Raw genomic sequence first — 26353 nt, 5'->3', positions numbered from 1 at the left:
TACGCCATTGAGCAAGGGGGGGGGACAATTATTTTTCACGGCGACCTCCTCCCCGTTTGATGACGAGCGCGACAACAATAGCCGCCACTCCGATGGCAGCCAAAACCGCCACCAGCACCAACGTTCTATCTCCCGTCGAGGGCATAAAGCCTCGACTTGCTTCTTTGCTTGGGGTGTTGAGCACCGACAGCTCAATCGAACCCGTCCCGGCATCGGCGGTATCAACCCGCAGAGGGCTTTCGGCCGACGCGGTCACCTTGGGCTTCGCGGCTGCTACTTGTTTAACGTCCAGCCCCTCGGCCGTAACCCTCACCGTTCGTTTGCCCTCGAACGCCGCATATCCCTTGGGAGCCGCGACCTCTTCGACGGTATAGACGCCCGCGTCCACACCGGTCAATTCCACATGGCCGTCCGCGCCCGTGGTGACGCACGCGTCGGCATCCGTCGACCACGAGCCGTCGGTCGTTAGGATGCGCCCGCGGTCATCGATGATGCGCAGCTTGGCGCCCGCGAGCGGTTTATCGTCCGAGCTTGAGCGCTTGATCAGACTGAGTCCCCAGGTGTAGGCGCACGCGTCATCGCTCGGCGTGCGGGTGAATCCAGCATCGCCGGACTGGTCGGCGAGGGGAGAGCGCGGGTAACGCAGGTAGACCTCGTTGGGATTGCCCTTGGTGGCACCTCGATTGCAGTTGGCCCCCAACGGCGCATTGTACACGGCGACCACGCGGGCGCCCGCGGTGAAGGCGTCGGCCCCGCCGAGCGCGGCGATGAGGTCGCCGGTACGCACGGTGAAGGCATTGCCCTCGACCGAGACCTTGCACCGTGAAGTTATGTCTGTCCACCCTTTAGCCGGCGTCGAGCTGACGTTGCCGCCCTCACATGCGACCGCATCAAAGCCGCCGTCCGCGCCCGCCGCCACGTACACGCGCACGCTCGCGGCCACCTTGGAGGGGTCGAGCCCCGCGCTCATGGTGTCGACGAACCGCACCGCGTAGGTGTCGTAGGCGGTAAGACCCGCCGGGACCGCGGCCGAGAGGCGCCAGTACAGGTCGTCACCCACGGTGGCGTCGGCGGCCTTCTGCCATGCGGCGGCACTGTCCTCCAGCACGTGCTTGGCGACCTTGGGGGTCGCCGCCTTGGGCTTGACGGTGACGGCGCTGCCGCCGACCAGGGCCATGATCGGCGCGGTGCCGGCCTCGCCCTGGGCGATGGCGTCGTCTTTGGCGACGATGAGCCAGTAGCCGCAGGGCAGCTCGGCCGCCGTGCCCGCGTTAAGGCCCACGGAAGTTGCGCCGACATTGCAAATCGCGCGGGCAAGCTTTGCCGTCAGCGCGGTCGTCATATGCCCGTCAGCATTCATCCATTCGGCAGCCGCTTGCGCCGTCGATGCCGAGCTATCAAGCCCCGCATCATGAAGCACCGGAAGAACGGCCTGGCGAACGGCATCATTCGCCCACGTTACGTCAGTTGCAATTTTTTGGTCAGTATCGGCGTCGTCGACAACGGTCGCCGAAAAGAGCTGGTACGCGTCATACCGCGTCGCAACCGTACCGTCCACCGTAATGGCACCGGTATCGGCAGCATGAGCCGTCCCAGGGGCAATCGCGAAAGACAGAATAGCGGCCATGATTATCGTCGCGGCAGCCACCAAGCGGCGCCAAAGCCTACTCACGGCTACCACCTCGACCTTGATCGCGATGGCGACGAGCATGCATCCATGTCGCAGCAAAACACAGCATCGAAGCGCCGGCCAGATACGTCATAGTCAAGCCAGCACCGCCCGCCTCAGGAAGCGTGGTCGAGTACCTGTTGGTAAAAGTCGGCGGCTCCCGGGAGCCATTGTCATACGTGACGACGGTGTCGAGCTGCTCATGCTCATTGTCGATAGTCACGTTAACCGTAACATCGTGCCCGACTGTGTCGTAGGCGATGTGGTCCTTGACGTTGTTCTCGGCGCCCTCGGGGACGACCTCAGAGATGGCGTAAGTGTAGGTACCGGCCTTGTTGTAATCGACATTGAAGGAGACGTTGCCCTTGGCGTCATTGGTCACCGTCTGGAGCACCTTGCCATCGGCGTCCTTGAGCGCGAACGAGAACTGCCCCTTCTTGAATGTGCCCCCTTCAAGCACTTTCTTAGCCCGAATTGTTACAGTTCCCTTTAGACGATTGTCATAGACCCAAATCTCGTCCTTTTTGTCATCGCCTATGATCTCCGCACCGCCGGCGATGGTCTTTGCCTTAGCTAGCGCAGTTCGATAATCCTCGTCACTCGCGCTGCCCTTGAGCATGATCCACGTGGGATCGGCCTTGGCATAGCCAACAGGCGCCCTGGTCTCCACGAGCTGGTAGAGCACGCAACTGTTCATCGCCTTGTCGCTCGTGCCGAACGATATCTTGCCGTTGGCATCGGTCTCAGCGGTGGCAAACAACGCTCTGGTGCTCTCCCCACCCATATCCACGCTGTAGAGCATGAACTCCGCCCCTTTGAGCGTAGCACCGACCTGCTGGGCGTCGTACTTGGTCATCGTGATGCCGTAACCATTGCCACCCGCACTAGCGGAAGCGTTCTGGATGGTCCATATTCGCTCGTCAATCGCTGTGCCTTCCGTCACACCCGTAAGCTTGGCGGTATTGGAAAGAGACACCTCTTCACCGGGGTTTCCGGTCGGGATAACCTCGTACTCGACCTTGAGGTATTTCTCGTCGGGCACCTCAAGAGTCAACTTCGTACGCGAGCCAGATTCATCATTGACTTGCTCCATCTTCGACGAATAGTCCTTATCAGTCAGCGGTGACCAGGCGCCATTCACCCGCTCATAGACCTTAAGCGTCGACGGCACCAGCGTGCACTTGGCATCCATGGTATCGACGAGCTCAAGGAAGTCAGTGCCACTCTTAAGGGCAACAGCAGATTCGTTAACAAGAATGGTGTACTTTATTCGATTGCTACTACTGACCTGCTCACCGGTCTTTTTGATGACGTTGTTCTTGATGGTGACGGCACCGCTACCGAAGTCGAACTCTTTATCTCCCGACTTAGCGCATGCGGAGTTGGTAAACATCACCTCATTCTTAGAAACATCGAGTTCGTCGCGCTTGACCGCCGTTTTGTATGTGAGTTTCGCGTAGCCGGCATAGCTTCCAAGCTTAGTCGTGGGGATGGAGAAAGTGACCGTGTTGCCCCTGCCGCTAACGTTGCCGGCGGCAAGCGTCTGACCCGTAACGACCTCCTTGGCCTCGCTTCCGCGATGAAGCCCCGTATGCTGATCGTAGGGGTTTTGCACGAGCGTGTACGTGGCGGAACCCGCAACATAGCTCATGCCGTCCGGAAGGCTGTCAACGATATTCAGCGATTTACCGTAGAGTTTTCCGGCTCCATAATATTCTCCGGCGTCGCTCTTGTTACGGTTCGCGTACACCGTCCACTCAACAATCCATGCGCCCTTCTCGTCCGAGCCGTCGACGGCGCTCCATTCGAAGCCCTCCTTCCAAGACACCTTCGCCTCAGCTTTCGGCTTCTCGACCGCGGGCGTCGTTTCCTTGTTGACAACATACATTGGACTATCGGTGTAGTACGGCCAACCACCGTTCTGCCCCGGCACCGTAACCGATGCGAAGTTCGAGTACCAGCCCGATAGTGCTTCGGACGTGGTGGTATAGGTGATGACGGCGTAGTCCTCGCTCTTGAGGGCGGCCTTCACCTTGTCGTTAACATAGATATCAAGGTCGAAGTTTCTTTTGTTACCATTCTCCGATACGACCTTATTAGCCTGAGTATCTACAAGTTCATTTTTAGTTAGCTTCCAATCGACATCTGGAGACAGATCGGTTTCACCGATCTTGATCTTTATTGACTTGACATCAACACCAAGTTCTTGCTTCCACGCCGACTGAAACGTATCCTTCACCGTCACCAAACCAGGATTGGCCGCATTGACAATAGCCTTAAGCGCGACACGCGTCTCCCACGTCGCTCTACCCGTCGTCGCGGCTTCATCGGAGCTCACGAGCCTCTTAGTGATCGGCGTACCGACCAGCTGCGGCGTGAACTGACCTTCGCTGGCGCCGGAAACGGAACCCTCGCGCTCGATGGTCGCGTTATTGCGCACGGTGTCGTACGAGCTCGTGTCGTTCATCTTGGTGTGATAGACGATACGATAGGTGGCGCGCTTGTCGGCAAGGTCGGTCGGGAACGTGTAAGAAAACGAGTTCTGCGACGGATCGAGCGCGCCGGTCGCAAGAACCTCCGACCCGGAGCTGCCCTTGTAAACCGTGTAGCCCCCTGTATACGTTTGCTTATCATCCAGACGGTCAGTGAACATATAGCCGCTCATATCAACTTTGAGTTCGCCTTGATTGAGTGCGACAGTCCACGAGATATCGGAGGGCGAGCCCGAACCGTCAGACTTCTTGATCATGTCATAGCGAAACTTGCTGGGAGCAACAGTCACAGAGCCGTTTTGGCGATCGCTCGAGCTGCCCCACTCCCACGTTGCCGTGTTCTTGGATGCGTCCTGCTCGTCGACAAACTCGCCGTTACCCGCGGAAACACCGCTCTTCAGCACCGTCTCATACGTAATCGTGTGCTTCCCCTGGGAAAGGTTGCCCAGATTGTCGATGGTCACAGTCTGACCGTCGACCGTCGGCTGCGGACCGAGCTTCTTGCCATCGAGCGTGAAGCTGCCGTCCACAAAGTCGAAGTTAGCGCCCAGCGTATCGGTCAACTTGACATTCGTTGCATACGATTCGACGGTAAGCTTGACGGTCCACGTAACTTTGGCCACGCCATCGGCGCCCTGGGAGAAGGCTCCTGATTTCTCCCCTTTGACGGCGCCATCCGTAGTTGGAATATTGATTGATCCCGCACCGGGGAACTTGATAGGTGTACTGCTGTCCGAGCCAGCGTTCTTATTTGCTAACTCAAATGAAAAATTGGCTCCGACAAAAATTTCCGCAGGGTTTTTGTCGAGCCAGCTCTTGTCAAACGTAAAAATGACCTTATTGTCCTTGATCTCCCACGTACCAGCCTTTTCGGCAGTAGCCTCCGGACCCTCCATGAGGTCGCCACCGGCGTTTTTGTCAACGACTATGGTATCGGGGAGCTCGTAGACAGCGATGTAGTTCCGAGGCGTAGGCGCCTTATCACTTATGAACCGTGCCGAGAAAGCTCCGTAGAGCTTCGAAGTAGACGTTACGGCAGTATCACCCAAAGGCTTATTATGGTTCTCATCGGTATACAGCTTGACCTCAACCGTTGCCGTATCGCCGTTGATCTCAATCGGCGCCGGCGTCGTCGCATCCTCGGCGCGCACGGGGGCTGCACCGTGAAAAACTGCGGCGGTGAGGCTAATCAAAATGAAGATCAGGGCCGCCATACCCAGCGACCGTGAGCGGTGTGCGTCCATAGTTGTCCCCTAATTCCTACAACACGTTGTGGAATACGGCGAATCGTCGGATCGAACACAAACCCCAACATCAACGAGAACCTACCTAGCGCATTGCAAGAACCCACTGGGGAGCAACTTCTAAGACGGTTCGTCTATGCCACAATGCATAACATACAATATAGATACCAGTCATGTAAACCGCAGGTCAATAGGTCTTTTAATTTAATACCAGTTGATATTTACCTGTTAACAGTTTTGTATCATACCGGCTATATTCAGTGAAATTATGTATATGTTTAAACAACTTAACTTTGACTGGAAAGCCGATCGGAGGGATAGTCGCCCCAGCTGTGGTGCAAACGAACCTGCCCCCTGCACCAAAAAGGGCGCCGACCATTGCGGTCGGTGCCCTTTCTTGTTAGTCGCTATAAAGCTCAGCGCTTATTTGTTGACCTGGCCAGCGCGGACGGCAGCCTTCTTGCGGTCGGTGGCGTTGAGCAGACGCTTGCGCAGGCGGATGTTCTTGGGAGTGATCTCGACCAGCTCGTCGTCGGCGATGTACTCCAGCGCCTCCTCCAGCGAGAAGGTGCGAGGCGGCACCAGCTGGACGGAGATATCGGAGGTCGAGGAACGCTGGTTGCCCAGGTTCTTGGTACGGGCGATGTTAACGACCATGTCGCCGGCCTTGCTGCGCTCGCCCACGATCATGCCCTCGTAGCACTCGGTGCCCGGCTCAACAAACAGCTGGCCGCGCTCCTGCAGCGTACCCAGAGCGTAGGCAACGGCCTTCTCGGTGGTCATGGAGATCATGGCGCCGTTCTGACGGTTGCCGATCTCGCCGGCGTAGGGACCGTACTCCAGGAAGGTGTGGTAGAACACGCCCTCGCCGTGGGTGACATTCATGATGCGGTTCTTAAGACCCATGATGCCGCGGGTCGGGATCTTGAACTCAAGGTGCGTCACGATGCCCGAGGTGTCCATGCTCGTCATGATGCCGCCGGAGGTACCGAAGACCTCGACGACCTTGCCCGAGTACTCGTCCGGGCACTCGACAACGGCCTGCTCGACGGGCTCCATCTTGTTGCCGTTCTCGTCCTTCTTAAACAGAACGCGGGGACGGCCGACCTGGAACTCAAAGCCCTCGCGGCGCATGGACTCCATCAGGACGGACAGGTGCAGAATGCCACGGCCCGAGACCTCGACGCCGCTCTTGTCCTCGAGCTCCTCAATCTTCATGGTCACGTTGTTCTCGGCCTCGTTGAACAGGCGCTCCTTGAGCTGACGGGCGCCCACGATGTCGCCATCGCGGCCGACGAGCGGGGAGGTCGAAGCCTCAAAGACGATGGACAGGGTCGGCGGGTCAATCTCGATGGGCTCGAGCTCGACGGGGTTCTCGGGGTCGGTGTAAACATCGCCGATATCGGTACGGTCAATACCCACGACAGCGGCAATGTCGCCGGCGCCGACTTCCTGGCACTCGGTGCGGCCCAGATAGTCGAAGGTAAAGAGCTGTTTGACGGTAGCGGTGGCGCTGGAGCCGTCGTTCTTGACAACCAGGATCTGGTCGCCCTGGTGGATGGTGCCGGAGTACACGCGACCGATGCCGATACGGCCAACGAAGTTGGAGTGGTCGATGGTCACGCACTGCATGGCCAGCGGGGCGTTCTCGTCAACCTCGGGCGCGGGCATGTCGTCGATGATCATATCGAGCAGCGGATACATGTCTATGTTGCCGTCGTTGGGGTCAAGGCGGGCAAAGCCATTCATAGCGCTAGCGTAGACCACGTGCTCCATGGCGAACTCAAGCTGGTCGTCGGTGGCGCCCAGGTCGGCCATAAGGTCGAGGCAGTCGTTGTAGGCCTTCTCGGGGTTAGCACCCGGACGATCGATCTTATTGATGACGATCATGATCTTAAGGCCGGTGTCGATAGCGTGACGCAGCACGAAGCGGGTCTGGGGCATGGGACCCTCAAAGGCGTCGACCAGCAGCAGGGCGCCGTCGGCCATACGCAGTACGCGCTCGACCTCGCCGCCGAAGTCGGCGTGGCCCGGGGTGTCGATGACGTTGATCTTGACGTCCTTGTACTCGATAGAGATGTTCTTGGCGAGAATCGTAATGCCGCGCTCGCGCTCCTGGTCGTTAGAGTCCAGGACGCGGTCCTCGACCTGCTGGTTGGCACGGAAGGCATCCGTGGCACGCAGGAGCTTGTCGACCATCGTCGTCTTGCCGTGGTCGACGTGAGCGATGATGGCGATGTTCCTCAGATTGTCTACGCGCATGTAGTTCCCCTATCTTCTATCCATATACAAACGGCACGCGTATGCGGCCCGCCCAGCGATACAACGCTCAGCGGGAATATTGAGCCTTTTACCGAAAACTCGTTTATTTTAGCGATTTTAGATAAGAGGGGTTTCCTCACCTGCAGGTTCAGGGTCGCTCCACATAAAACCATCGCCGGCACCCATGCCCTCATACAGCACGTATGCCGAAAAACCACTCTCGAGCGTGGTTTCGAAGAAGCTCACGAGCAGAGCATCGTGATAGCCGCCGTCAATCTCGACGCAGCCGGTGTAGCCGATGGCATAGCGGGCGATACGGCCCAGGCCCTCGTCCTTAAGACCCATCTTGTGCTCGGAGATAAAGTTGGTGGCAGCCTCCAGGCATGCCTCCTCGCCATCTTCGTCGAGCGCGGCCAGATAGCGGTTGGAAGCGGCGTCCTCAATTGCCACAACCACGCCCGGGTTCTCGCCCGCAGCCAGGTCGTCCAAGAAGGCGCCAATCAGATCGCACACCATGGCGTCGAGCTCGGCGGAGACGTTACCGGCGTCCTGCATATCCTGTGCCATCTTTAGACCTTCCCATCGAGTCTGGCGTCGTTACAGTTCTTGTGCCTCGGCGGCGATCTTGGCGGCAGCGTCGCGGGCGCGCATCATATCCATCGCGCGCCTGTCGAGCACCTTGATCTGACTGGTCAGCATGACCGCATCGACCACACCCCAGATCACGAGGCCCGTAGAGATCGAAAACCCAAGCGCACCAACTGTACCACGAAGGCGCGAGCAGATTGCCGCGACAAGGGCGGAGACGACAACCATCTTGATAAACGAGCCGCGGCGCTCGCGAAGCGTGCGGGCCTGCGTCACATAGGCAATGCGAGCCGCCTCAGAAGCCTCCGAGCGCATCTGGGCCTCGCGCGCGATCGCAGCCGCCTCAGCCGACATACCGCCGGCCATCAGCGAACGCTCCTCAGCCTGGCCGCCCCGCATTTAGAAGTCATCGGGGGAGAGCGTATGGACGAACTCGTCGAACTTCTCGAACTCCTGCTCGTCGTCGACTTCCTCGGTGTGGGCAGAAACAGTGCCCAGGCGATTCATGATGTCGTCCTCCACAAACATGGGGGCATTGCTGCGCACGGCAAGGGCAATGGCATCACTGGGGCGGGCGTCGATCTTGCGCTCGTCACCATCGGCCAGTACGACGATCGTCGCGTAGAACACCGGCGGCTCGGCGCGAACGATCTCGATGCGCTCGAGCTTGGCGCCCAGGGCGTCAACGGTATCGAGCAGCAGGTCATGGGTGATCGGGCGCTCGGCTCGGCCGCTATCGATGCCGCGGCTAATGGCAGCAGCTTCAAACGAACCAGTCTGAATGGAAAGGGAACGCAGTGGCGCGGGCGAGTCCGATTTGCTGCAGCGCTCGCGAAGCACGATAAGCGATGGCACGGGACCGGCGGCCATGACGATGGTCTCTATGTCGACACGAACCATGGAACACCTCCGGTACGTAGCGGTTAACACGCGGCAGCTCCACCGCATTGAATAGCTATACTACCCAATCTTTCGCACAGCACACAAAACCAAAATGAGATTTATCACAGACAAGAAAAAGCCCCGAGGCAACGCCCCAGGGCTCTTCACAGTTTTGATGGTGGACCTGACAAGATTCGAACTTGTGACCTCCCGGTTATCAGCCGGACGCTCTAACCAACTGAGCTACAGGTCCATCATGGTGGAGGTTAGGGGGATCGAACCCCTGACCTCAGGCTTGCAAAGCCCGCGCTCTCCCAGCTGAGCTAAACCCCCACGGAGACAGTAATAAACACCCCAGCGGCGACTCGGCTCTCGCTGGGGTGTTTATTGCGAAAGAAAGTGGTGGACCTGACAAGATTCGAACTTGTGACCTCCCGGTTATCAGCCGGACGCTCTAACCAACTGAGCTACAGGTCCATCGCGCAAGGGATATATTAGACGAGTCGTTACGCGCGCGTCAACAACTTTTTTGAAAATCTTTGGGAGGGATGGTCGCTGGGCCGGCGAGATGGTTTTGGTTTGCTGCTCGGACAGTCCTGCGCAAGACGAAGGCCACATTAAGTGGCCTTCTTTGCGTGCGGAACTCGCGACAAACCAAAACCATCTCGCCGGCCCAGCGACCATGGGATCCCAAGGTTTTCAAAAAAGCGGTCGGCGCGCAGTGCGCCGACCGCCGATATAAGGGGTCTGATGATTTTTACCAGCTAGGGCCTCTTACTCGTCTAGGAGATCCTCTGGCATGTCGTTGCCGTCGCCTAGATCGACAGGGGCTTCTTCGGGGGCAGAGCCGTCTTCTGTGGCTTCGCCTTCGGGCTTCTCTTTGGCTGCTGTCATGCGGGCTACGGCGCATACGCGGTCGTTATCGTCGACGGTCATCATCTTGACGCCCTGGGTGGCGCGGCCGGTCTGGCTGATCTCGTCGGTCTTGACGCGAATGACCGTCGCGCCCTCCGTCACGATGAACAGCTCGTGCTGCGGGCCCACCGTCTTCATAGCCGCAAGGTTACCCTTACGCTCGGTCATTTGGATGGTATAGACGCCCTGGCCGCCGCGATTCTGCTCCGGGTAGTCCGCGACCGGCGTGCGCTTGCCGTAGCCGCGCTCGGTGATGACGAACAGATCGCCGTTGCCGTTAGTGACTTCCATGCCCAGAACGCTCACGCCGTCCTTCATGCCGATACCGCGAACACCGCTGGTATCGCGGCCGGTGGCGCGCACCTGCTCCTCGGAGAACATGATCGCCTTGCCCGCGGTGGTGGCCAGGATAATCTTGTCGCCCTCGCGCACGCGGCGCACGTTCAGCAGCGCGTCGTCGTCACGCAGGTTGATAGCGATCAGGCCGTCGCGACGGCTGCGGTCATATGCGCTCATCACGGTCTTCTTGACCATGCCGCTCTTGGTGGCAAACATCAGGTACTCGTCGGCCGGGAACTCGCGGCAGCTGATGACGCTCGCGATCTTCTCGCCCTCCTCGAAAGGCAGCAAGTTGACGATCGCGGTACCGCGTGCCTGGCGCGTACCTACCGGCAGCTCGTGCACCTTCAGGCGATAGACCTTGCCCTTGCTCGAGAAGAACAGCACGTACTCGTGCGTGGACGCGATGAACATCTCATCGATGACATCGTCCTCTTTGAGGTTGACGCCCGACACGCCCTTGCCACCGCGCTTCTGGGCACGGTAGGCGGCCACCGGAATGCGCTTGACATAGCCGGTGTGGGTGATGGTCACGACCATATCCTCGTCGGCGATGAGGTCCTCGACATCCAGGTCCTTCTCAACCTGGCTGATCTCGGTGCGGCGCTTGTCGCCGAACTTCTTGGAGATCTCGCGCATCTCTTCCTTGATGACGCCCAGGATCTTCTCCTCATGCGCCAGCAGGTCCTCGTAGTAGGCGATGGCGCGGCGCAGGCCGTCCAACTCTTCCTGGATCTTGTCGCGCTCCAGGCCGGTCAGGCGGCGCAGCTTCATCTCGAGGATGGCCGTGGTCTGCTCGGGCGTAAAGCCAAAGCGCTCGATCAAGCGGCTGCTGGCCTCGGAGTCGGTCTGCGAGGAGCGGATGATGCTAATGACCTCGTCGATATGGTCGAGAGCCATCAAGTAGCCCTCAAGGATATGCGCGCGGGCCTGGGCCTTCTTAAGGTCGAAGCGGGTGCGGCGGGTGACGACGTCGACCTGGTGGTCGATGTAGTGCTGCAGCATCTCGCGCAGGCTCAGGCATTTGGGAACGCCGTTGACGAGCGCCAGGTTGTTGGCGCCAAAGGTCGTCTGCAGCGAGGTGTACTTATACAGGTTGTTGAGCACGACCTGCGGAATGACGCCCTTCTTGAGCTCGATGACCAGACGGATGCCCTTCTGGTTGGACTCATCGCGCATATCCGAGATGCCCTCGATGCGTTTGTCGTTGACGAGCTGGGCAATCTTCTCCTGCAGGGTGCCTTTGTTGACCATGTAGGGAATCTCGGTAAAGACCAGGCGGCTGCGGCCGGTCTTGGTGGACTCCACGTGAGCCTTGGCGCGCACGGTAATGGAGCCGCGGCCGGTCTCGTAGCTCTGCTTAATGCCGGCGCTGCCCATGATGATGGCGCCGGTGGGGAAGTCCGGACCGGGCATGATCTGCATGAGCTCGTCGACGGTGGCGTCGGGGTTGTCGATCAGGTAGCAGGTGGCCTCGATCGCCTCGGTGAGGTTATGCGGAGCGATGTTGGTGGCCATGCCGACGGCGATGCCCTGGCTGCCGTTGACCAGCAGGTTGGGGAAGCGCGCAGGCAGCGCCACGGGCTCGGCGAGCGATTCGTCGTAGTTGGGCTGCCAGTCGACGGTATCCTTCTGCAAGTCACGCAGCAGTTCCATGGCGGGCTTGGCCAGGCGGCTCTCGGTGTAACGCATGGCCGCCGCGCCGTCGCCGTCGATGTTACCGAAGTTGCCGTGACCGTCGATGAGCGGCGTGCGCATGGAGAACCACTGCGCCAGGCGAACCATGGCCTCATAGACCGCGGAATCGCCGTGCGGGTGGTACTTACCGATAACTTCGCCGACCGTCCACGCCGACTTCTTATGCGGGCGGTTGGGGTAGATGCCGCTCTCGTTCATCGCGTACAGGATGCGGCGGTGCACCGGCTTTAAGCCGTCGCGCACGTCCGGCAGGGCGCGCGCCGTGATGACCGACATCGAATACTCGATAAATGACTGCTTCATCTCGCGGCCAAACTCCGAAATCTGGAGCTGGCCGCCGTTTATATCCTCGCCGGCCGAGGCGCCACGATCGACTTCGCCAAAGCTCTCCTCGAGCTCACCGTCGTCGTCCTCTTCCTCGTCATCATCGGCATCGGGGTTATAGGCGTCAGGATCGCCGTCCTCGCCCTGCTCAGCACGGGCAAGCAGGCGCTTCAGATCGTCGGGCATGCCGGCATCGCCGGCCTCGCCCATACCCTCGTTATTGTTGATATCGTCTGCCACGTTACCTCCTCTTAAGCGTCAAGGAAACGCGCATCATGCGCATGTTTTTCAATGTACTCGCGGCGATAGCCGACCTCGGAACCCATCAGCTCACGCACGGCGCGGTCCGCCACCACGGCGTCCTCGATCGACACGCGCTGCAGGATGCGGGTCTTGGGGTCCATCGTCGTCGAGGCAAGCTGCTTGGGGTCCATCTCGCCCAGGCCCTTGTAGCGCTGGACGGTATAGCCCTTGCGCTTCTTGGTGATCTTGCCATCCTTGGCCTTGCCGTCCTCGTCGTTGTCGTCGGGGTTCAGGCCCAGACTCTGGATGGTGTCGCGCAGGATCTCGTCTTCGGGCTGGCGGCCGTTGGGATACACGTAGTGGATCTTGTTGCGCACCTTAATGCCAAAGATGGGCGGGCAGGCAACATAGACGTAGCCGGCATCGATCAGCGGACGCATGTACTTGTAGAAGAACGTCAGCAGCAGGATGCGGATATGCGCACCGTCGACGTCTGCATCGGTCATGATGATGATCTTGTGGTAGCGCGCCTTGGTGATATCGAAGTCGCCGCCGTCGCCGGCACTCGTCGTGACGCCGCAGCCGATCGCGGTAATCAGCGACTGGATGGTGTCGCTCGAAAACGCGCGGTGGTCGCCCACGCGTTCGACGTTCAAAATCTTGCCGCGCAGGGGCAGAATCGCCTGGATGTCTCGGCGACGGCCGTCCTTGGCCGAGCCGCCTGCCGAGTCGCCCTCTACGATAAAGAGCTCGGTCAGCTCGGCATCGCGCACCGAGCAGTCAGCGAGCTTACCGGGCAGGGACGCCGTCTCGAGCAGGCTCTTGCGACGCGTCGCCTCGCGCGCCTTACGGGCGGCATTGCGCGCCTTGCAAGCCTGTTGAGCCTTCTTGACGATCTCGCGAGCGGGCTTGGGATGCTCCTCGAGGTAATCGGCAAGGCCGTCGGTCACAATCTTGAGCGTGAGCGCGCGCATATAGGAGCTGCCGAGTTTGGCCTTGGTCTGGCCCTCAAACTGCGGATCGGGCAGCTTGACCGAGATTACGGCCGAAAGGCCCTCGCGCACATCGTCGCCGGTCAGATTGGCGTCTTTTTCCTTGAGCAGGTTCTGTTTGCGCGCGTAGTCGTTGATCACACGGGTGAGCGCGGTGCGGAAGCCCTCAAGGTGCATGCCGCCCTCGGGGGTGTAGATGTCGTTGGCAAACGACATGACGTTCTCGCCGTAGCCGCTATTCCACTGCAGGGAAACCTCGACCTCGCCCATCTTGGCCACAGGCGCGTCCGGGTCCGATTTGCCCTCGATGTAGATGGGCTCCTTAAAGGCCTCGGGGACGTCCTTGCCCTCGTTGAGGAACTTGACGAAGTCGATGATGCCGCCCTCGTAGCAAAACTCCTCCACGTGGGGAGTCGCCTCGCGCTCGTCGGTCAGCACGATTTTGAGGTTCTTATTGAGGAACGCCGTCTCCTGCAGACGGTTGTGCAGCGTATCGAAATCGTAGATGCAGGTCTCGAAGATCTCGTCGTCGGGCCAGAAAGTGACGGTGGTGCCCGTCGAATCCGAGGTGCCCACGACCTCCATCTTCTTGACGGTCTTGCCGCGCGAGAATTCCATCTCGTAGGTGTTGCCATCGCGACGAACCTGAACGACCACGCGCTTGGACAGTGCGTTGACGACGGAGATGCCCACGCCGTGCAGGCCGCCCGAGACCTTATAGGCCGAGTTATCGAACTTACCGCCGGCGTGCAAGATCGTCATGACGACCTCGAGCGTCGGGATCTTTTTAACAGGGTGCTCGTCGACCGGGATGCCGCGCCCGTTGTCGACGACCGTGATGGAGTTGTCGGCGTGGACCGTCACCTGGATCTCGGTGCAGAAACCGGCCATGGCCTCGTCGACGGAGTTGTCAACGATCTCCCACACCAGGTGATGCAGACCGCTGGCGCTCGTCGAGCCGATATACATGCCCGGGCGCTTACGAACGGCCTCGAGACCTTCGAGAATCTTAATCTCGCCGCCATCGTAATCGTTTTCGTTTGCCACACGTCCTCCTTCAGTCAAGAAAATGTGTACAGCCTTACTAGTTTATCGTAAAAAAATACCCTCGGGAACGAGGGTATTTGGCTCTACAAGGCCACCAGATGCGATTTAAGGCTCTTTTTTGCTTTGCACGCCCTTGGCCCACTCGGCACTGGCTCTCATGGCATTCTCGAGGGCCTCGCGCAGTTTTTGGTCTTCGATGGGCGCCACTTGGCGCTCAATCTCGGTGCGCTCGGCATCGCTGAGGTCGGCGTGCGGAGCCGGCGGGCGCTCGGTCACGGCCGGGCGCAGGCGCTCCTTGGCGGCGGGTGGCGTGTGACCGGGCGCGGTGGTTTTGAACACCAGGCCGTCCACATGCGCACCGGCGCGCTCCATGCGCGCGCGGATGATCTCGCGCAACAGCGTCATTTCCTGCGTCCACGAGGGCAAGTCGAGATATACCAGCAGCTCATTGGACTCGGGCAGGTAGCGCAGACCCGTCACATGCCGCCCCTCGCGCGTGCCCGAGCACACCGCGTTCCACGCGCGATAGACCGCACGCGACTCCTCGGCGGCCTCCATCTGCGCACGGCGCTCAGGGGTCGCAGCCGCCAGGATGCGCTGGCGCTCTGCGTTCAAAAAGCCACTGAAGGCGACCGTCTCGCTCTCGCGCTCGTAATTAGCACGTCTCACCCATGCTCACCACCTTGGCTCGATCAAGCAGGTCATCGGTAAAGTACCCCAGGTTGGTCGTGGTTATGACCGTCTGGATATCATCGCCGATCAGCCGCAGGAAAGCGCCGCGACGCTCGCCGTCGAGCTCGCTCATCACGTCGTCCAAAAGCAGCAGTGGGGCGGTGCCCAGGACATCGCGAGCCACGGCCACCTCGGCCACCTTCCAGGACAGCACCAACGTTCGCTGCTGTCCTTGGCTGGCAAATGAACGGGCGGAGCGACCCGCCACGGTAAATTCAATCTCGTCGCGATGCGGTCCCACCAACGTCACGCCGCGGCGAATTTCCTCGTCGGCGTGCTCATCAAGGGCGGCCAGCATGCGCTCGTACGCCCAGCCCTTCAGCTCTTCGCGATCCTCGACCTGGGGTAAATCCCCCAGCGTGGACGCATAGGACACGTTGGCGGCTTCACCGGACGCTACTTGCCCGTAGGCAGCGCGCACATGGCCCGCCAGCCGGTCGAGCAGGGCCAACCGGTGCACGAGCAGGGCCGAGCCCGCGCGGGCAATCGATTCGTTCCACGCGCCGAGCATCTCGCGGCAGCACCAGGTCTCCTTGAGCAGGGCGTTACGCTGGGTCACGCAGCGCCCATAGGTGTTCGCAAGATCGGCATAGCGTGCGCTCAGTTGCATGCCAAAGTCATCGAGGGCGGCGCGGCGCACACTGGCGCCCCGCTTAACCATGTCCAGATGGTCGGGGCAAAACAGCACGCTCGGCAGAACCCCGCGCACACCGGCGGCAGAGCATCTCTTGCCGTTGCGGCTAAACGAGCGCTTACCGTCCTCCGCGCTCAGTCCCATATCAAGCACGCGGCCGTCGCCCTCGAGTCTCAGCTCGACCTTGCACGAGCCCACGCCGTCATGGACGAGCTCAGCTGCGGTCGGATGCCTAAACGAGGCGCCGCTCGTCAGCAGCTGCAGCGCCTCTATGAGATTAGTCTTTCCCGCCGCGTTGGGTCCCGCAAGTATCGTCACGCCCTCGTCCAGGGCAAGGCGATAGCTATCGAAGCTGCGGTAGTGCGCAACGGAAAGATCGCGGGCGAATATGGTCATGGCGCAGCGCTAGATGCGGACCGGCATGACTAGGTACAGGTAGTTGATCTTGTCGTAGGACTTGAAGATGCCCGCCTGCGAGTAGCTCTTGAGCTCCAGCGTGATCTCCTTCTCCTTGGACAGGGCATTGAGGCAGCCGAAGATGTAGTGGTAGTTGAAGGCGATGGTGCCCGACTCGCCCTCGGCCTCGACATCGATCGTCTCCTGCGCAAGGTCCTGGTCATTGGAAATGGAGGACAGGCCCATCTGCCCGTTCTCGACATCGATCTCGAACTTGACGGCGGGGTTGGCGCTCGCGATGACGGCCACGCGTTTGAGGGCGGCGTTAAAGGCGGCGACGTCGATCTTGACGCTCGTCACGCACGAATCGGGGATGAGCTGCTTGTAGTTGGGGTACACGCCCTCGATACGACGCGACACGTAGGTGGTGTTGCCGGCCTCAAAGACAACCTGGGTGTCGGTAGCCCCGATCATGATGGTCGCCTGGCTGGCCATGATGTTCAGCGCGTCGTTAAAGGCGTCAGCCGGAACGTTGAGCTCAAAGGAGCCCTCGAGGGTCGAGGTCTCGACCTGCGTATCGCACACGGCCAAGCGGAAGGAATCGGTCGCCACCAGGCGCACGGTGTTGTTCTCGACCTTCATGTGCACGCCGCCCAGGATGGGGCGGGCCTTGTCGGTCGAGGTGACGCGCCACACGCGGCCGACCATTTCGGACAAGATATCGGTCGGCAGCTCCACGGCGCTCTCGATGGCATAGGCCGGAAACTCGGGGAAGTCATTGGCATCGAGCGTGTTCAGGCGGAACGAGCTCTTCTCGCAACCAATCAGCACCTGGCGCTCGGACAGCTCAAAGGTGACCGGGGCATCGGGGAGGGTCTTGGTGATATTGGAGAGCATCTTACAGGGGATAACCATCTCGCCCTCTTCTTCGACATGCGCCGCGATGCGATGACGGATCGAGATGGTGTAGTTAGAGGTCTGGAATTCCAAGATGCCGTCTTGCGCCTTGACGAGCACGCCCGACAGGATGGGAAGGGTGGATGCCGAAGCGACACCCTTCATAACGACGCCGATGGCTTGTGTAAGCGAGCTCTGGCTGACGGTGAACTTCATCTTTAATACCTTTCTATAGATATAAATATCTTAATAATAGTAATAGCACTGACGAAACTGTTGATTACTCTCAAAGACGCAGGTCAGACCCAAAAAGAGAATCGACAGCAACCTGTGTGCAACGGGGGTGGTTTTCCACGTTCAAAACCTGCGCAAAACTTTTCATCACCGCGGGTTGGGTTTTAGACACCTTATGCCCGTGGTTTCGACAAGTTTTCAACAGGTGTCTCTATTTCCCTACGAGCGCAGTGTAATTTTATCGCGCAGCGACTTGAGGTCTTCGGTGACGGTGCGGTCTTCCTGGATCATCTTCTGGACCTTTTTGTAGCTTGTGCTGACGGTCGAGTGGTTGCGGTTGCCAAATTCGGCGCCTACCGCCGTGGTCGTCATCTCGCACATTTCGATGGCCAGGTAGATAGCGATATGGCGTGCCTTGGCGATATTGGCGTTGCGACGCGGGCCGATGAGCTCCTCGTGCGTCACGCCGTATTGCTCTTCGATGACGGACTGAACCGTTTGGACGTTGATCTTTTTGGCCGATGTGTCGAAGTACTGGCTGGCGATGGCGTCGATATCGTCAAAGGTGAGCTCCCCGCCCTCGCGCTCGCGGTCGCCCGCCTCGCCGGCGCAGCGCTCGCAAAAGCTCTCGAGTTCGCGGATGTTGGTGCCCGAGACCTCTGCCATGTGTTTAAAGTGCTCGTCGGTCAGGTGCCCGCTGTCGCCCCCATAGGCCGCCAGCAGCGAGTCGTCGCCTGCCTCGGGAGCGGCGACGATGGTGTTCTCGTAATAGCGCTGCAAGATCTTGTATTTCATCTCGTAGCTGGGCTCTGCGACCAGGCAGAGCATGCCGGCGTTGAAGCGGCTGGTCAGACGCTCGTCCATGCTCAGGTCTTTGGGAGCGCGGTCGGCTGCGATGACGACTTTTTTGTTGTTGCGGATAAACTCGTCCATGAGCTGGAAAAAGTAGTCCACGCTCGCGCGCTTGCCGATGATGTTTTGAATGTCGTCGATGATGAGCACGTCCACGCCGTGGTATGCCTGCATGATGGGGGCGTTGCTCTTCTTTTGGCGGTCGAACTCGGTCATCAGGTCGTCCAGATATGCCTGGGAGTTGGCATACTTGACCTTGATCTCGGGCGACTTCTCGGCGAGCTCGTTTTTGATGGCAAGCAGCAGGTGCGTCTTGCCCAGGCCCGATTTGCCGTAGATGAACAACGATGTGCACGTGCCGCGCTCGTCCGCGAGGGCGGCAAACTTGAGTGCCGAGCGATAGGCATGGCTGTTCTCGGGGCCGTAGACAAAGTTCTCAAAGGTAAATTTTGAGTTCGCGGCGAGCGGGGCTCCATCCGTATTCTGCTCGGCCGGCACGGTCGGTGCTGGCACGGGTGAAGCGGGGGCCGCAGCTTGCGTGGATTTAGCCGGCGCTCCGCCCTTCATCTGGTTCATCATGCGACGAAAATCATCGGCCGAGAGTGTGTTCTTGATTGCAATGCCCGAATCCGCGCTCGCCGCTGCGTCGTGAGCGATGGGCATGTGCGTGACGGGTGCGTTCGCTGGCGCCGCCGCCGCGGTCGGCAACGGTGCCGTGGTTTCACGGGAAACATCGCTGTGCTGGTGCTCGATTGTCGGCACGTCGCCTGCGGAGGCCGGCACCGCCGGGGAAGCAGCGGGAGCCGCGGCGGCCGCCGTCGCGACAGCGGATTCCGTCGCAGCGCCTTGCGGTGCCACGATGTCGAGCGCAATGGGTGCAAAGGCGATTTCTTCCAGATAGGCTTCAATAGTCGGCTGATGCTTTTTGAGCTGCGCGATGGCAAAGCGCGAGGGGGCCTCGATCGTGAGCGTATCTTCGGTCAGGCTTATGGCGCGCGATTGCCCCAGCATGTTGATGAGGCGTGCATCTTGGCCGTCGCGCTGGCAAAAGGCGATGGCATCCCCCAGGATGATGCTTGCTTCCTCGTCCACTGTCTCTCCCGTTCTTTAGCCCTGAGCTCGCACGCGAGCGGCGCCGAGTTCGGTCAGATGGTATTTCTGGCCATGCTTGATGACCAAGCCGGCCTGCGCCAAGTCATTGAGCGTGCGTGACCAAGTGGGGGCCGAGTTTCCAAACGCCCTCGCCAGATCGGTTGCACCGCACGCTTGATTTTGCGCCAGATAGCCCAGCGCGGCGTTGCCGCGATCGCTTACGAACACGTCCGGTTGTGGCTGCGCATACTGATTTGCTGCATTAGGATACATCATTTGAGCTGCTGGTTGTTGAGAACTCTGCATCGGTGGCATTTGCTGTTGAAAACTTTGAGGCCACTGTTGGTAAGGCTGCGGAGGCATCTGCTGGGCCCAAGGGTTGTACTGCTGCTGCGGCATCTGCTGGTACGGCTGCTGATATCCCTGCTGGTACTGTTGCGGGAACTGCTGGCCATACCCCAGTGACGGCATCTGCTGATATGGATATCCCTGTTGGTACGGCTGATAGCCCATTTGCTGGCCACTCGGTGCCCCCGTCGCCTGCTGCATTGCTGCTGCATCCTGATCCGCCAGCGGCATGGTCTCTGGCATGTTTGGCGGCATCGACATCGATGTCGCCTGGGGCTCTTGTGTAGGAAACATTCCGGGCTGCTGCATCTGTCCCACGGGGGGCTGCATCTGCTGCGTTGCCATGGGCTGCTGAGCAAAAGCTCCCGGCAGGGGGTATGTGGGATGCTCCGTCTCGGGCCGCACGGCAGCACCGCGTCCGCCGGCACGCTCGATTTCCTGCACGCGTTTAGGGTTCAGGCTTACCGTAACCACGGTGCCGTTGCCCATGTTGTCCTCGATGGATACGGCACCGCCGGCGTTTTCCAAATACTCCTGCACCATGGGAAACCCTGCTCCGGTTCCACGGATATAGCGCTTCATCTTGCTGTTTGCACTGGTAACGCCAAAGTCGAACGCGCGCTCCTTGTCGTCGATGCCGGGTCCTTGATCGGCAAATCGGATGGTGTCTCCGCCGTCCAGAATCGAGATGATGGGCTCGGCAAAGTGCGCGTGGATAAAGTTTTCGACAATCTCGCGGATGACCATGAGCGAGATATGGCCACCTTGTTCTTTCATGCACTGGTAGACGGTGTTGGTGGTCTCTTCCAAATACGTGCGGACATCTTGCGGATCAATGACGATCACACGCGGTGTCGACAGCATGTCGTCATAGACGGCGATGCGTGCGGCGTACATGGCTTTTGGCGCCTGCGTGGTCGTCTGCTCGCCTTCCTCACGCTCCTCGCGCACGCCGGTGATGTGCTCGTTGTCGGGTGCCGGGTCTCCGGAATCGACCATGGTGTAAAAGTCGTCAGACATGCCGCTCGCAATCTTTCATAAGGTTTCGAACAAATAGTAGCTCACTGTGCAATGTTTCTCATCTTTCGACAACTTTGCAAAACCTGTTGAAAACTTTGGAAAACGGGCGAAAAGTTCTCAACATTGCCAACATGACCTGTTGAAAACTCGATGAAATATCGTGAAAAGTTGCCATACATCGCTAAATCGAGCTTGGCTTATGGGGGAACCGTGTGAACTGCGCAACCTTTTACCTTTGATTTCTTGACATTTGAACATTGATTTCCCTACAATCTTCAAGCTCACGTGTCTATATCTGCGTCCGCGCCCCCGCGGACACTCGAAATGCAGCAGGAGGAACTTAAGATGAAGCGTACGTATCAGCCTAATAAGCGTAAGCGTGCCAAGACCCATGGCTTCCGTGCCCGTATGGCCACTAAGGGTGGTCGTGCCGTGCTCGCCCGTCGTCGCGCCAAGGGCCGCAAGCGTCTCACTGTCTAGCAGCGATACACACATCTCGCATGAAGACTATTAAGTCTCGGCAAGATTTCGAGCATGTGTTCAGTCAGGGGCGTCGTTTCAATCACCCTCTGATTCGAATGACCATATGTGAATCGGTTGGCGAAGGCGACTCCGGAAGGGTCGCCTTCGTTGGTGCTAAACGGCTCGGTTGTGCTGTCGTGCGCAACCGTTCTAAGCGTGTGATGCGCGAGGCCGCCCGCAGCTGTGGATTTCCCGTTGCGGGTTATGACATCATCTTGTTCGCAACTCCCAAGACGAGGGTTTCCTCGCCGCAGGAGATGGACAAGGCATTGCGTTCGCTTATGAAACGCGCCGGCGTTGCCGGGGAGGAGCGATGAGCAATCACGTTTTGCGACGTGTTGCCATCGCTCCTATTCGCATATATCAACAGGTTATTTCGCCCTTATTGCCTGACGCCTGCATTTATTACCCAACGTGCTCGCAATACGCCATCCAGGCGATTGAGAAGTACGGTGTTTTGAGAGGCTGCTGGCTTGCCGTGAGGCGCATCGCTCGCTGCAATCCCCTGCACGTCGGCGGTTATGACCCTGTGCCCTAGCGGGCACTCGCTATCGGAGGAAAACTTACATGTGGGATTGGATCGTTAACATCCTTTTCGAGCTGCTCAAGCTCATCCAGACCTTTGCGGTCGACTGGGGCCTGTCCATCATCATCCTGGTGGTCATCATCCGTCTGCTGCTGACGCCGCTTATGCTCAAGTCGACCAAGTCGACGGCTCGCATGCAGGTGCTGCAGCCCAAGATGCTCGAGATCCAGGAGCGCTATGCCGACGATCCCCAGCGTCAGGCCGAGGAGATGCAGAAGTTCTACAGCGAGAACAAGTTCAACCCCATGGCTGGTTGTCTGCCGCTTCTGATTCAGATGCCTATCCTGTTTGCCCTGTTTACGCTGCTTCGTAACCTGCCGCAGTACTTTAACGAGGGCACGTTCTCGTTCTTCAATATCCTGCCCGACCTGACCACCACGCCGAGCGCTTCCTTTGCCGATGGCTTTATGGTTGCACTGCCTGCGCTGGTCTGCCTGATCCTGTTCGCCGTCCTGACCCTGATTCCGCAGCTCTATATGTCGCGCAACCAGACCGGCCAGCAGGCCCAGAGCATGCGTATGATGGCCGTTGTCATGACAGTCATGATGCTTTGGATGGGCTGGAGCCTTCCCGTTGGTGTTCTGCTGTACTACGACGTCTCGTCTGCTTGGCAGGTTATCCAGCAGATTTTTGTGACGCAGAAGGTCATCGACAAGGCGAAGGCCGATGAGGAGGAGCGTCTTAAGAACGCGCCGCTGCAGGTTGAGGTCACTCGTCGAGAGAAGAAGCCGCGCCCGCACAAGAAGAAGTAGTCGGGATATCAATCTTATTTAGGTACCTAACTTTTGGAGTACGTTATGTCTGAAGAGATCATCGAGGATATGCTTGAGGAGGTTGCCCCGCAGATTGCGGGCGATTATCCCGAGATTGCACAGCGCTACAAGGCCGGTGAAGAGCTGACCGATGAGGAGCTCGACACCATCGCCGATGTTGCGATTTCCATTCTGCGTTCCATCCTTTCGCACTTCGATGCCGCCAACTCTCCTATTGATGAGTACGAGGGTGACGAGGGCGAGCTGATTTTGGATGTTACCGCTCCTGATCTTGCTGTTCTCATTGGCCGTCATGGTCGTACCCTTGATGCCCTTCAGGTTATGTTCTCTTTGCTGGTGAGCCGCAAGCTTGGCTTTAGGTATCCGGTTGTAGTGGATGTTGAGGGATACAAGAGCCGCCGACAGGACAAGGTTGCCTCCATGGCTCAGTCTGCTGCCGAGCGTGCCATCCGCACTCATAAGAGTGTTTCGCTTCCGCCCATGAATGCCTACGAGCGCCGACTGGTTCACATTGCACTTCGTGGCAATGATGCCGTCGATACTCATTCTGAGGGTTCTGACCCCGATCGCCATGTGGTGATTGTTGCTCGATAATCTACTCGAGCTTATGCTAAGGGGACGTGGTTTCCACGTCCCCTTTTTTTGTCAAAAGTTCTCGATACACTGATTTTTGTCAGAAAGGAGCTTTCGTTGTTAGTACTTACTGAGCAGCAAGCTGACGAGATGTTGAGTCGCCTAACTTCCTATTGCAAAGAGTATTCCTCGAGCGTAACTGATGTTGAGCTGAGGAAATGTATCAAGCATTTGGATTTGGTTTTGGAAACAAATAAGACAACCAATCTCACCCGTATTCTCAACGTAGAAGATGCTGCAGTACTTCATATCCTCGACTCACTTGTTTTACTCCCCTATATCAATAAGGCTCCTGAGGGAGCTTTGCTCGATATGGGTACAGGTGCGGGCTTCCCTGGTATTCCGTTAACCATAGCCACGCATCGTAAAGCTACTTATATTGACTCTGTTGGCAAGAAGGTTGATGCTGTCAATTCCTTTGTCCATGCTCTTGGATTGAAACATGCTCATGCGGTCCATGATCGTCTTGAAGAATATGCTCGAAACCATAAGAAGCAGTTCTCTGTCGTAACCGCCCGCGCACTGGCCCCTCTACCGATTCTTGTTGAGTATGCGGCTCCGTTCCTCAAGGATGGAGGGCTATTTGTTATCACCAAGGGCAATCCTTCGGATGAGGAGCTTGCTTCCGGCATGTCAGCAGCTAAGATTTGCGGCTTTACTTTGCTTCTGAATGACGCAATCGATTTGCCTGAGGGCTTGGGCCACAGGGAGTTCATTGTTCTTAAGAAGAGTCATCCAGCATCTGTCTCATTGCCTCGTGCAAATGGCATGGCAAAGAAGAATCCGCTTGCCTAGATGTTTCACGTGAAACATAATGGATACTAACAACTTGCAGTGTTTCACGTGAAACATGGCGGTTGATATCGAATCGGAATGTTTCACGTGAAACATCCTCCGTTTGACAGCTTTAATACACACCAGGAGGGACCGTGGGATTTCGCGACGTTAAACGTTCTAAGAGCGCAAAAGACACGCGTATCATTGCAATCATCAATCAAAAAGGCGGCGTCGGTAAGTCAACGACGGCTGTGAACCTTGCAGCAGCACTGGGTGAGCAGGGTCGTAAGACACTGATTGTCGATTTTGATCCGCAGGGAAACAGCACTAGTGGATTCGGAATTGAAAAAGAAGACCTTGATCACTGCATCTATGATGCATTGTTGAATGATGTGCCGGCAGAATCGCTTGTTCTTGATACAAATTGCAAAAAGGTATTCGTAATTCCGGCTACAATTCAGCTTGCAGGCGCGGAAATTGAGCTCGTAAGCGCAATCGCTCGTGAAACCCGCCTCAAAGATTTGCTTGAGCCGATTCAAGACGAGTTCGATTTTATTTTCATTGACTGTCCCCCTTCGCTCGGCCTGCTTACTATCAACGCCTTGACAGCAGCAGACAGCGTTTTGATTCCGATCCAGTGCGAGTATTATGCACTCGAGGGCGTTACAAAGCTGCTTGAGTCAATGAAAATGGTCAAATCACGTCTGAACAAGGGCTTAGACATCTATGGTGTGCTTATGACCATGTATGACTCGCGTACCTCTCTATCGAATCAGGTTGTTGAGGAGGTTCAATCGTACTTTGGTGATAAGGCGTTTAAGACGCTGATCCCCCGTACAGTTAAAATCTCCGAAGCTCCGTCTTTTGGAGAACCGGTAATTACCTATGCACCTCAAAATAAGGGTGCAAAAGCGTATATGAACCTTGCAAAAGAGGTGATCAAGCGTGCCTAGTGCAAAGAAACGTGGCGGATTAGGACGTGGTCTCAATGCTTTGGTCTCAGAGGCCGAATATGAGACCGGTGGTTCGGCTGCATCTGCTTCAAATGCCGCATCTGAAACAAAACTCCCTATTGAGGATATCGTTCCCAACCCTAATCAGCCGCGAATTCACTTTAACGAAACTGAACTTCGCGAGTTGAGTGAGTCAATCCAAGAGCATGGTGTTTTGCAGCCGCTTTTGGTTCGCAAGCACGGAAACGGCTATGAGATCATTGCTGGTGAACGTCGTTACCAAGCGTCAAAGCTTGCTGGTCTTGAGGAACTGCCTGTCATCATTAAGGAAGTTAATGATGAGGAGATGCTCGCTCTTGCTCTTATCGAGAATCTTCAGCGTTCTGATTTGAATCCCGTCGAAGAGGCGAAGGGTTATCGTCAGCTCATTGATGCTAGCGGTATGACACAAGAGGCGTTATCAAAGGCTGTCAGTAAGTCTCGTTCTGCAATTACAAATTCACTTCGTTTGCTAGATCTTCCCGAAGTCGTACAGCAGATGATTTTCGAGGGCAAGCTTACTGCTGGCCATGCGAGAGCGATTCTTGCAGTTCCATATGAAGATGCAAGGATTCGACTTGCTGAGAAGGTTGTTGCAGAAGGCCTTTCCGTTAGAGCGACAGAAAATCTTGCTCCGTTGTTTTCTGCCGGAGAGACACCTAAGACACCGAGGCCTGCAACGCCTCAGTCTTTTAAAAAGGCTGCCCGCGTGCTTCGTCAGGTTTTTAATACCAACGTGCGTGTGAAGAGCTCGCGTGGAAAGAATAAGATCGAGATTGAGTTTAAAGACGAGGAAGAGCTCTCTCGTATTCTTGGCGAAATGATTCAGTTTGATCAAGGAGGCCAAGATGAGGAATAAGATTTTAACTGCGATTGCATTGGCGACGACTGTCGCGGCTGGTGCCTTCGCTGGCTATAAGATCGCGACGGACGATGAACTTCGAGGTCGTTTGCTTCGTGGCGCGCAAGATATCGTTGATACGTCCAAGAAGAAAATGGATGTTATGACAGAAGATGTTGCCATGCGTACTGCTCAGGTAACGAAGAATCCCAAGATTAATCAAGGTTGGGTTAGCAACCAATGGGAAAATGTGGGCTATTAGGTACCTAATAATTACTCAGTAAATTTTGAGGGGTCCTTGTCTGATTCATGAGACAAGGGCCCTTTAT

General features: G+C 57.8%; 22 protein-coding genes and 3 tRNA genes. 9 read left to right on the top strand and 16 right to left on the bottom strand.

The genetic code is table 11. From position 1 onward, the window contains the following. Positions 1-28: 28 nt before the first annotated feature. The 16 genes from DW195_RS03835 to DW195_RS03760 form a co-directional block, all read right to left on the bottom strand. Positions 29-1672 carry a SpaA isopeptide-forming pilin-related protein gene (locus DW195_RS03835; RefSeq protein ID WP_158567893.1) on the bottom strand — a complete coding sequence of 548 codons (1644 nt, stop codon included), beginning with the start codon at positions 1670-1672 and terminating at the stop codon, positions 29-31. Continuing rightward, positions 1665-5405 (bottom strand): isopeptide-forming domain-containing fimbrial protein, encoded by a 3741-nt coding sequence (locus DW195_RS03830; protein WP_118205902.1) that lies wholly within the window; start codon positions 5403-5405, stop codon positions 1665-1667. Before DW195_RS03830 ends, DW195_RS03835 begins: the two co-directional genes overlap by 8 nt. A 423-nt stretch (positions 5406-5828) precedes the next feature. Next, positions 5829-7667, bottom strand: a complete 1839-nt coding sequence (gene typA, locus DW195_RS03825) for a translational GTPase TypA (protein ID WP_118205901.1) — start codon at positions 7665-7667, stop codon at positions 5829-5831. Between the two features lie 117 nt (positions 7668-7784). Next, complete coding sequence (locus DW195_RS03820) at positions 7785-8234, bottom strand: hypothetical protein (RefSeq protein WP_089572580.1); 450 nt, start codon at positions 8232-8234, stop codon at positions 7785-7787. A gap of 30 nt (positions 8235-8264) precedes the next feature. Beyond that, complete coding sequence (locus DW195_RS03815) at positions 8265-8621, bottom strand: hypothetical protein (RefSeq protein WP_118205900.1); 357 nt, start codon at positions 8619-8621, stop codon at positions 8265-8267. 33 nt (positions 8622-8654) lie between these two features. Continuing rightward, on the bottom strand, positions 8655-9155 hold the full coding sequence (locus DW195_RS03810; protein ID WP_118205899.1) for a bifunctional nuclease family protein: 501 nt from the start codon (positions 9153-9155) through the stop codon (positions 8655-8657). Between the two features lie 158 nt (positions 9156-9313). Beyond that, positions 9314-9390, bottom strand: a tRNA-Ile gene (locus DW195_RS03805). 4 nt (positions 9391-9394) lie between these two features. Then, a tRNA-Ala gene (locus tag DW195_RS03800) sits at positions 9395-9470 on the bottom strand. Positions 9471-9537: 67 nt separating this feature from the next. Then, positions 9538-9614, bottom strand: a tRNA-Ile gene (locus tag DW195_RS03795). Positions 9615-9911: 297 nt separating this feature from the next. Beyond that, positions 9912-12623, bottom strand: coding sequence for a DNA gyrase subunit A (gene gyrA / locus DW195_RS03790; RefSeq protein WP_199576307.1), 2712 nt, complete (start codon positions 12621-12623; stop codon positions 9912-9914). A 41-nt stretch (positions 12624-12664) separates the two neighbouring features. After that, the gene (gyrB, locus tag DW195_RS03785; protein WP_117769723.1) at positions 12665-14695 is read right to left on the bottom strand and encodes a DNA topoisomerase (ATP-hydrolyzing) subunit B; all 2031 of its coding nucleotides are present in this window, start codon (positions 14693-14695) and stop codon (positions 12665-12667) included. A 105-nt stretch (positions 14696-14800) separates the two neighbouring features. Next, the gene (locus DW195_RS03780; RefSeq protein WP_118205898.1) at positions 14801-15364 is read right to left on the bottom strand and encodes a DciA family protein; all 564 of its coding nucleotides are present in this window, start codon (positions 15362-15364) and stop codon (positions 14801-14803) included. Beyond that, positions 15351-16457 (bottom strand): DNA replication/repair protein RecF, encoded by a 1107-nt coding sequence (locus DW195_RS03775; protein ID WP_118205897.1) that lies wholly within the window; start codon positions 16455-16457, stop codon positions 15351-15353. The genes DW195_RS03780 and DW195_RS03775 overlap by 14 nt, the downstream gene beginning before the upstream one ends. 9 nt (positions 16458-16466) lie before the next feature. Next, positions 16467-17570, bottom strand: a complete 1104-nt coding sequence (dnaN, locus tag DW195_RS03770) for a DNA polymerase III subunit beta (RefSeq protein ID WP_022094338.1) — start codon at positions 17568-17570, stop codon at positions 16467-16469. A 237-nt stretch (positions 17571-17807) separates the two neighbouring features. Continuing rightward, positions 17808-19532, bottom strand: a complete 1725-nt coding sequence (locus tag DW195_RS03765) for a DnaA ATPase domain-containing protein (RefSeq protein ID WP_118205896.1) — start codon at positions 19530-19532, stop codon at positions 17808-17810. 15 nt (positions 19533-19547) lie between these two features. Next, positions 19548-20900, bottom strand: coding sequence for an ATP-binding protein (locus tag DW195_RS03760; protein ID WP_118205895.1), 1353 nt, complete (start codon positions 20898-20900; stop codon positions 19548-19550). Positions 20901-21245: 345 nt separating this feature from the next. Between DW195_RS03760 and rpmH the strand changes: the two genes are divergently transcribed. The 9 genes from rpmH to DW195_RS03715 all read left to right on the top strand — a co-directional run bounded on the left by rpmH (position 21246) and on the right by DW195_RS03715 (position 26286). Then, a complete protein-coding gene (gene rpmH, locus DW195_RS03755; RefSeq protein WP_019127408.1) occupies positions 21246-21380 on the top strand; it encodes a 50S ribosomal protein L34 in 135 nt (44 codons plus the stop codon). Positions 21381-21400: 20 nt separating this feature from the next. Next, positions 21401-21739: a ribonuclease P protein component gene (gene rnpA / locus DW195_RS03750; RefSeq protein ID WP_006236191.1), complete on the top strand. Its 339-nt coding sequence runs from the start codon at positions 21401-21403 to the stop codon at positions 21737-21739. After that, positions 21736-21960 carry a membrane protein insertion efficiency factor YidD gene (gene yidD / locus DW195_RS03745; RefSeq protein WP_117584026.1) on the top strand — a complete coding sequence of 75 codons (225 nt, stop codon included), beginning with the start codon at positions 21736-21738 and terminating at the stop codon, positions 21958-21960. The genes rnpA and yidD overlap by 4 nt, the downstream gene beginning before the upstream one ends. Before the next feature lie 29 nt (positions 21961-21989). Continuing rightward, positions 21990-22760 carry a YidC/Oxa1 family membrane protein insertase gene (locus tag DW195_RS03740; RefSeq protein WP_117584025.1) on the top strand — a complete coding sequence of 257 codons (771 nt, stop codon included), beginning with the start codon at positions 21990-21992 and terminating at the stop codon, positions 22758-22760. A gap of 45 nt (positions 22761-22805) precedes the next feature. Then, the gene (locus DW195_RS03735) at positions 22806-23375 is read left to right on the top strand and encodes a R3H domain-containing nucleic acid-binding protein (RefSeq protein ID WP_117786710.1); all 570 of its coding nucleotides are present in this window, start codon (positions 22806-22808) and stop codon (positions 23373-23375) included. A 96-nt stretch (positions 23376-23471) separates the two neighbouring features. Next, positions 23472-24209: a 16S rRNA (guanine(527)-N(7))-methyltransferase RsmG gene (gene rsmG, locus DW195_RS03730; RefSeq protein ID WP_233524954.1), complete on the top strand. Its 738-nt coding sequence runs from the start codon at positions 23472-23474 to the stop codon at positions 24207-24209. Between the two features lie 134 nt (positions 24210-24343). Next, on the top strand, positions 24344-25144 hold the full coding sequence (locus DW195_RS03725) for a ParA family protein (RefSeq protein ID WP_118205894.1): 801 nt from the start codon (positions 24344-24346) through the stop codon (positions 25142-25144). Further along, on the top strand, positions 25137-26042 hold the full coding sequence (locus DW195_RS03720) for a ParB/RepB/Spo0J family partition protein (protein WP_187361924.1): 906 nt from the start codon (positions 25137-25139) through the stop codon (positions 26040-26042). Before DW195_RS03725 ends, DW195_RS03720 begins: the two co-directional genes overlap by 8 nt. Further along, positions 26032-26286: a hypothetical protein gene (locus DW195_RS03715; RefSeq protein ID WP_022093798.1), complete on the top strand. Its 255-nt coding sequence runs from the start codon at positions 26032-26034 to the stop codon at positions 26284-26286. Before DW195_RS03720 ends, DW195_RS03715 begins: the two co-directional genes overlap by 11 nt. The last annotated feature ends 67 nt before the right edge of the window (positions 26287-26353 follow it).

Origin of the sequence: Collinsella sp. AM17-1, from assembly GCF_003470665.1 — a bacterium.
In the GTDB taxonomy this organism is placed as follows: Bacteria; Actinomycetota; Coriobacteriia; order Coriobacteriales; family Coriobacteriaceae; genus Collinsella.
Note: the sequence above shows the minus strand (reverse complement) of the source record. Positions and strands in the feature narration are given on the sequence as shown.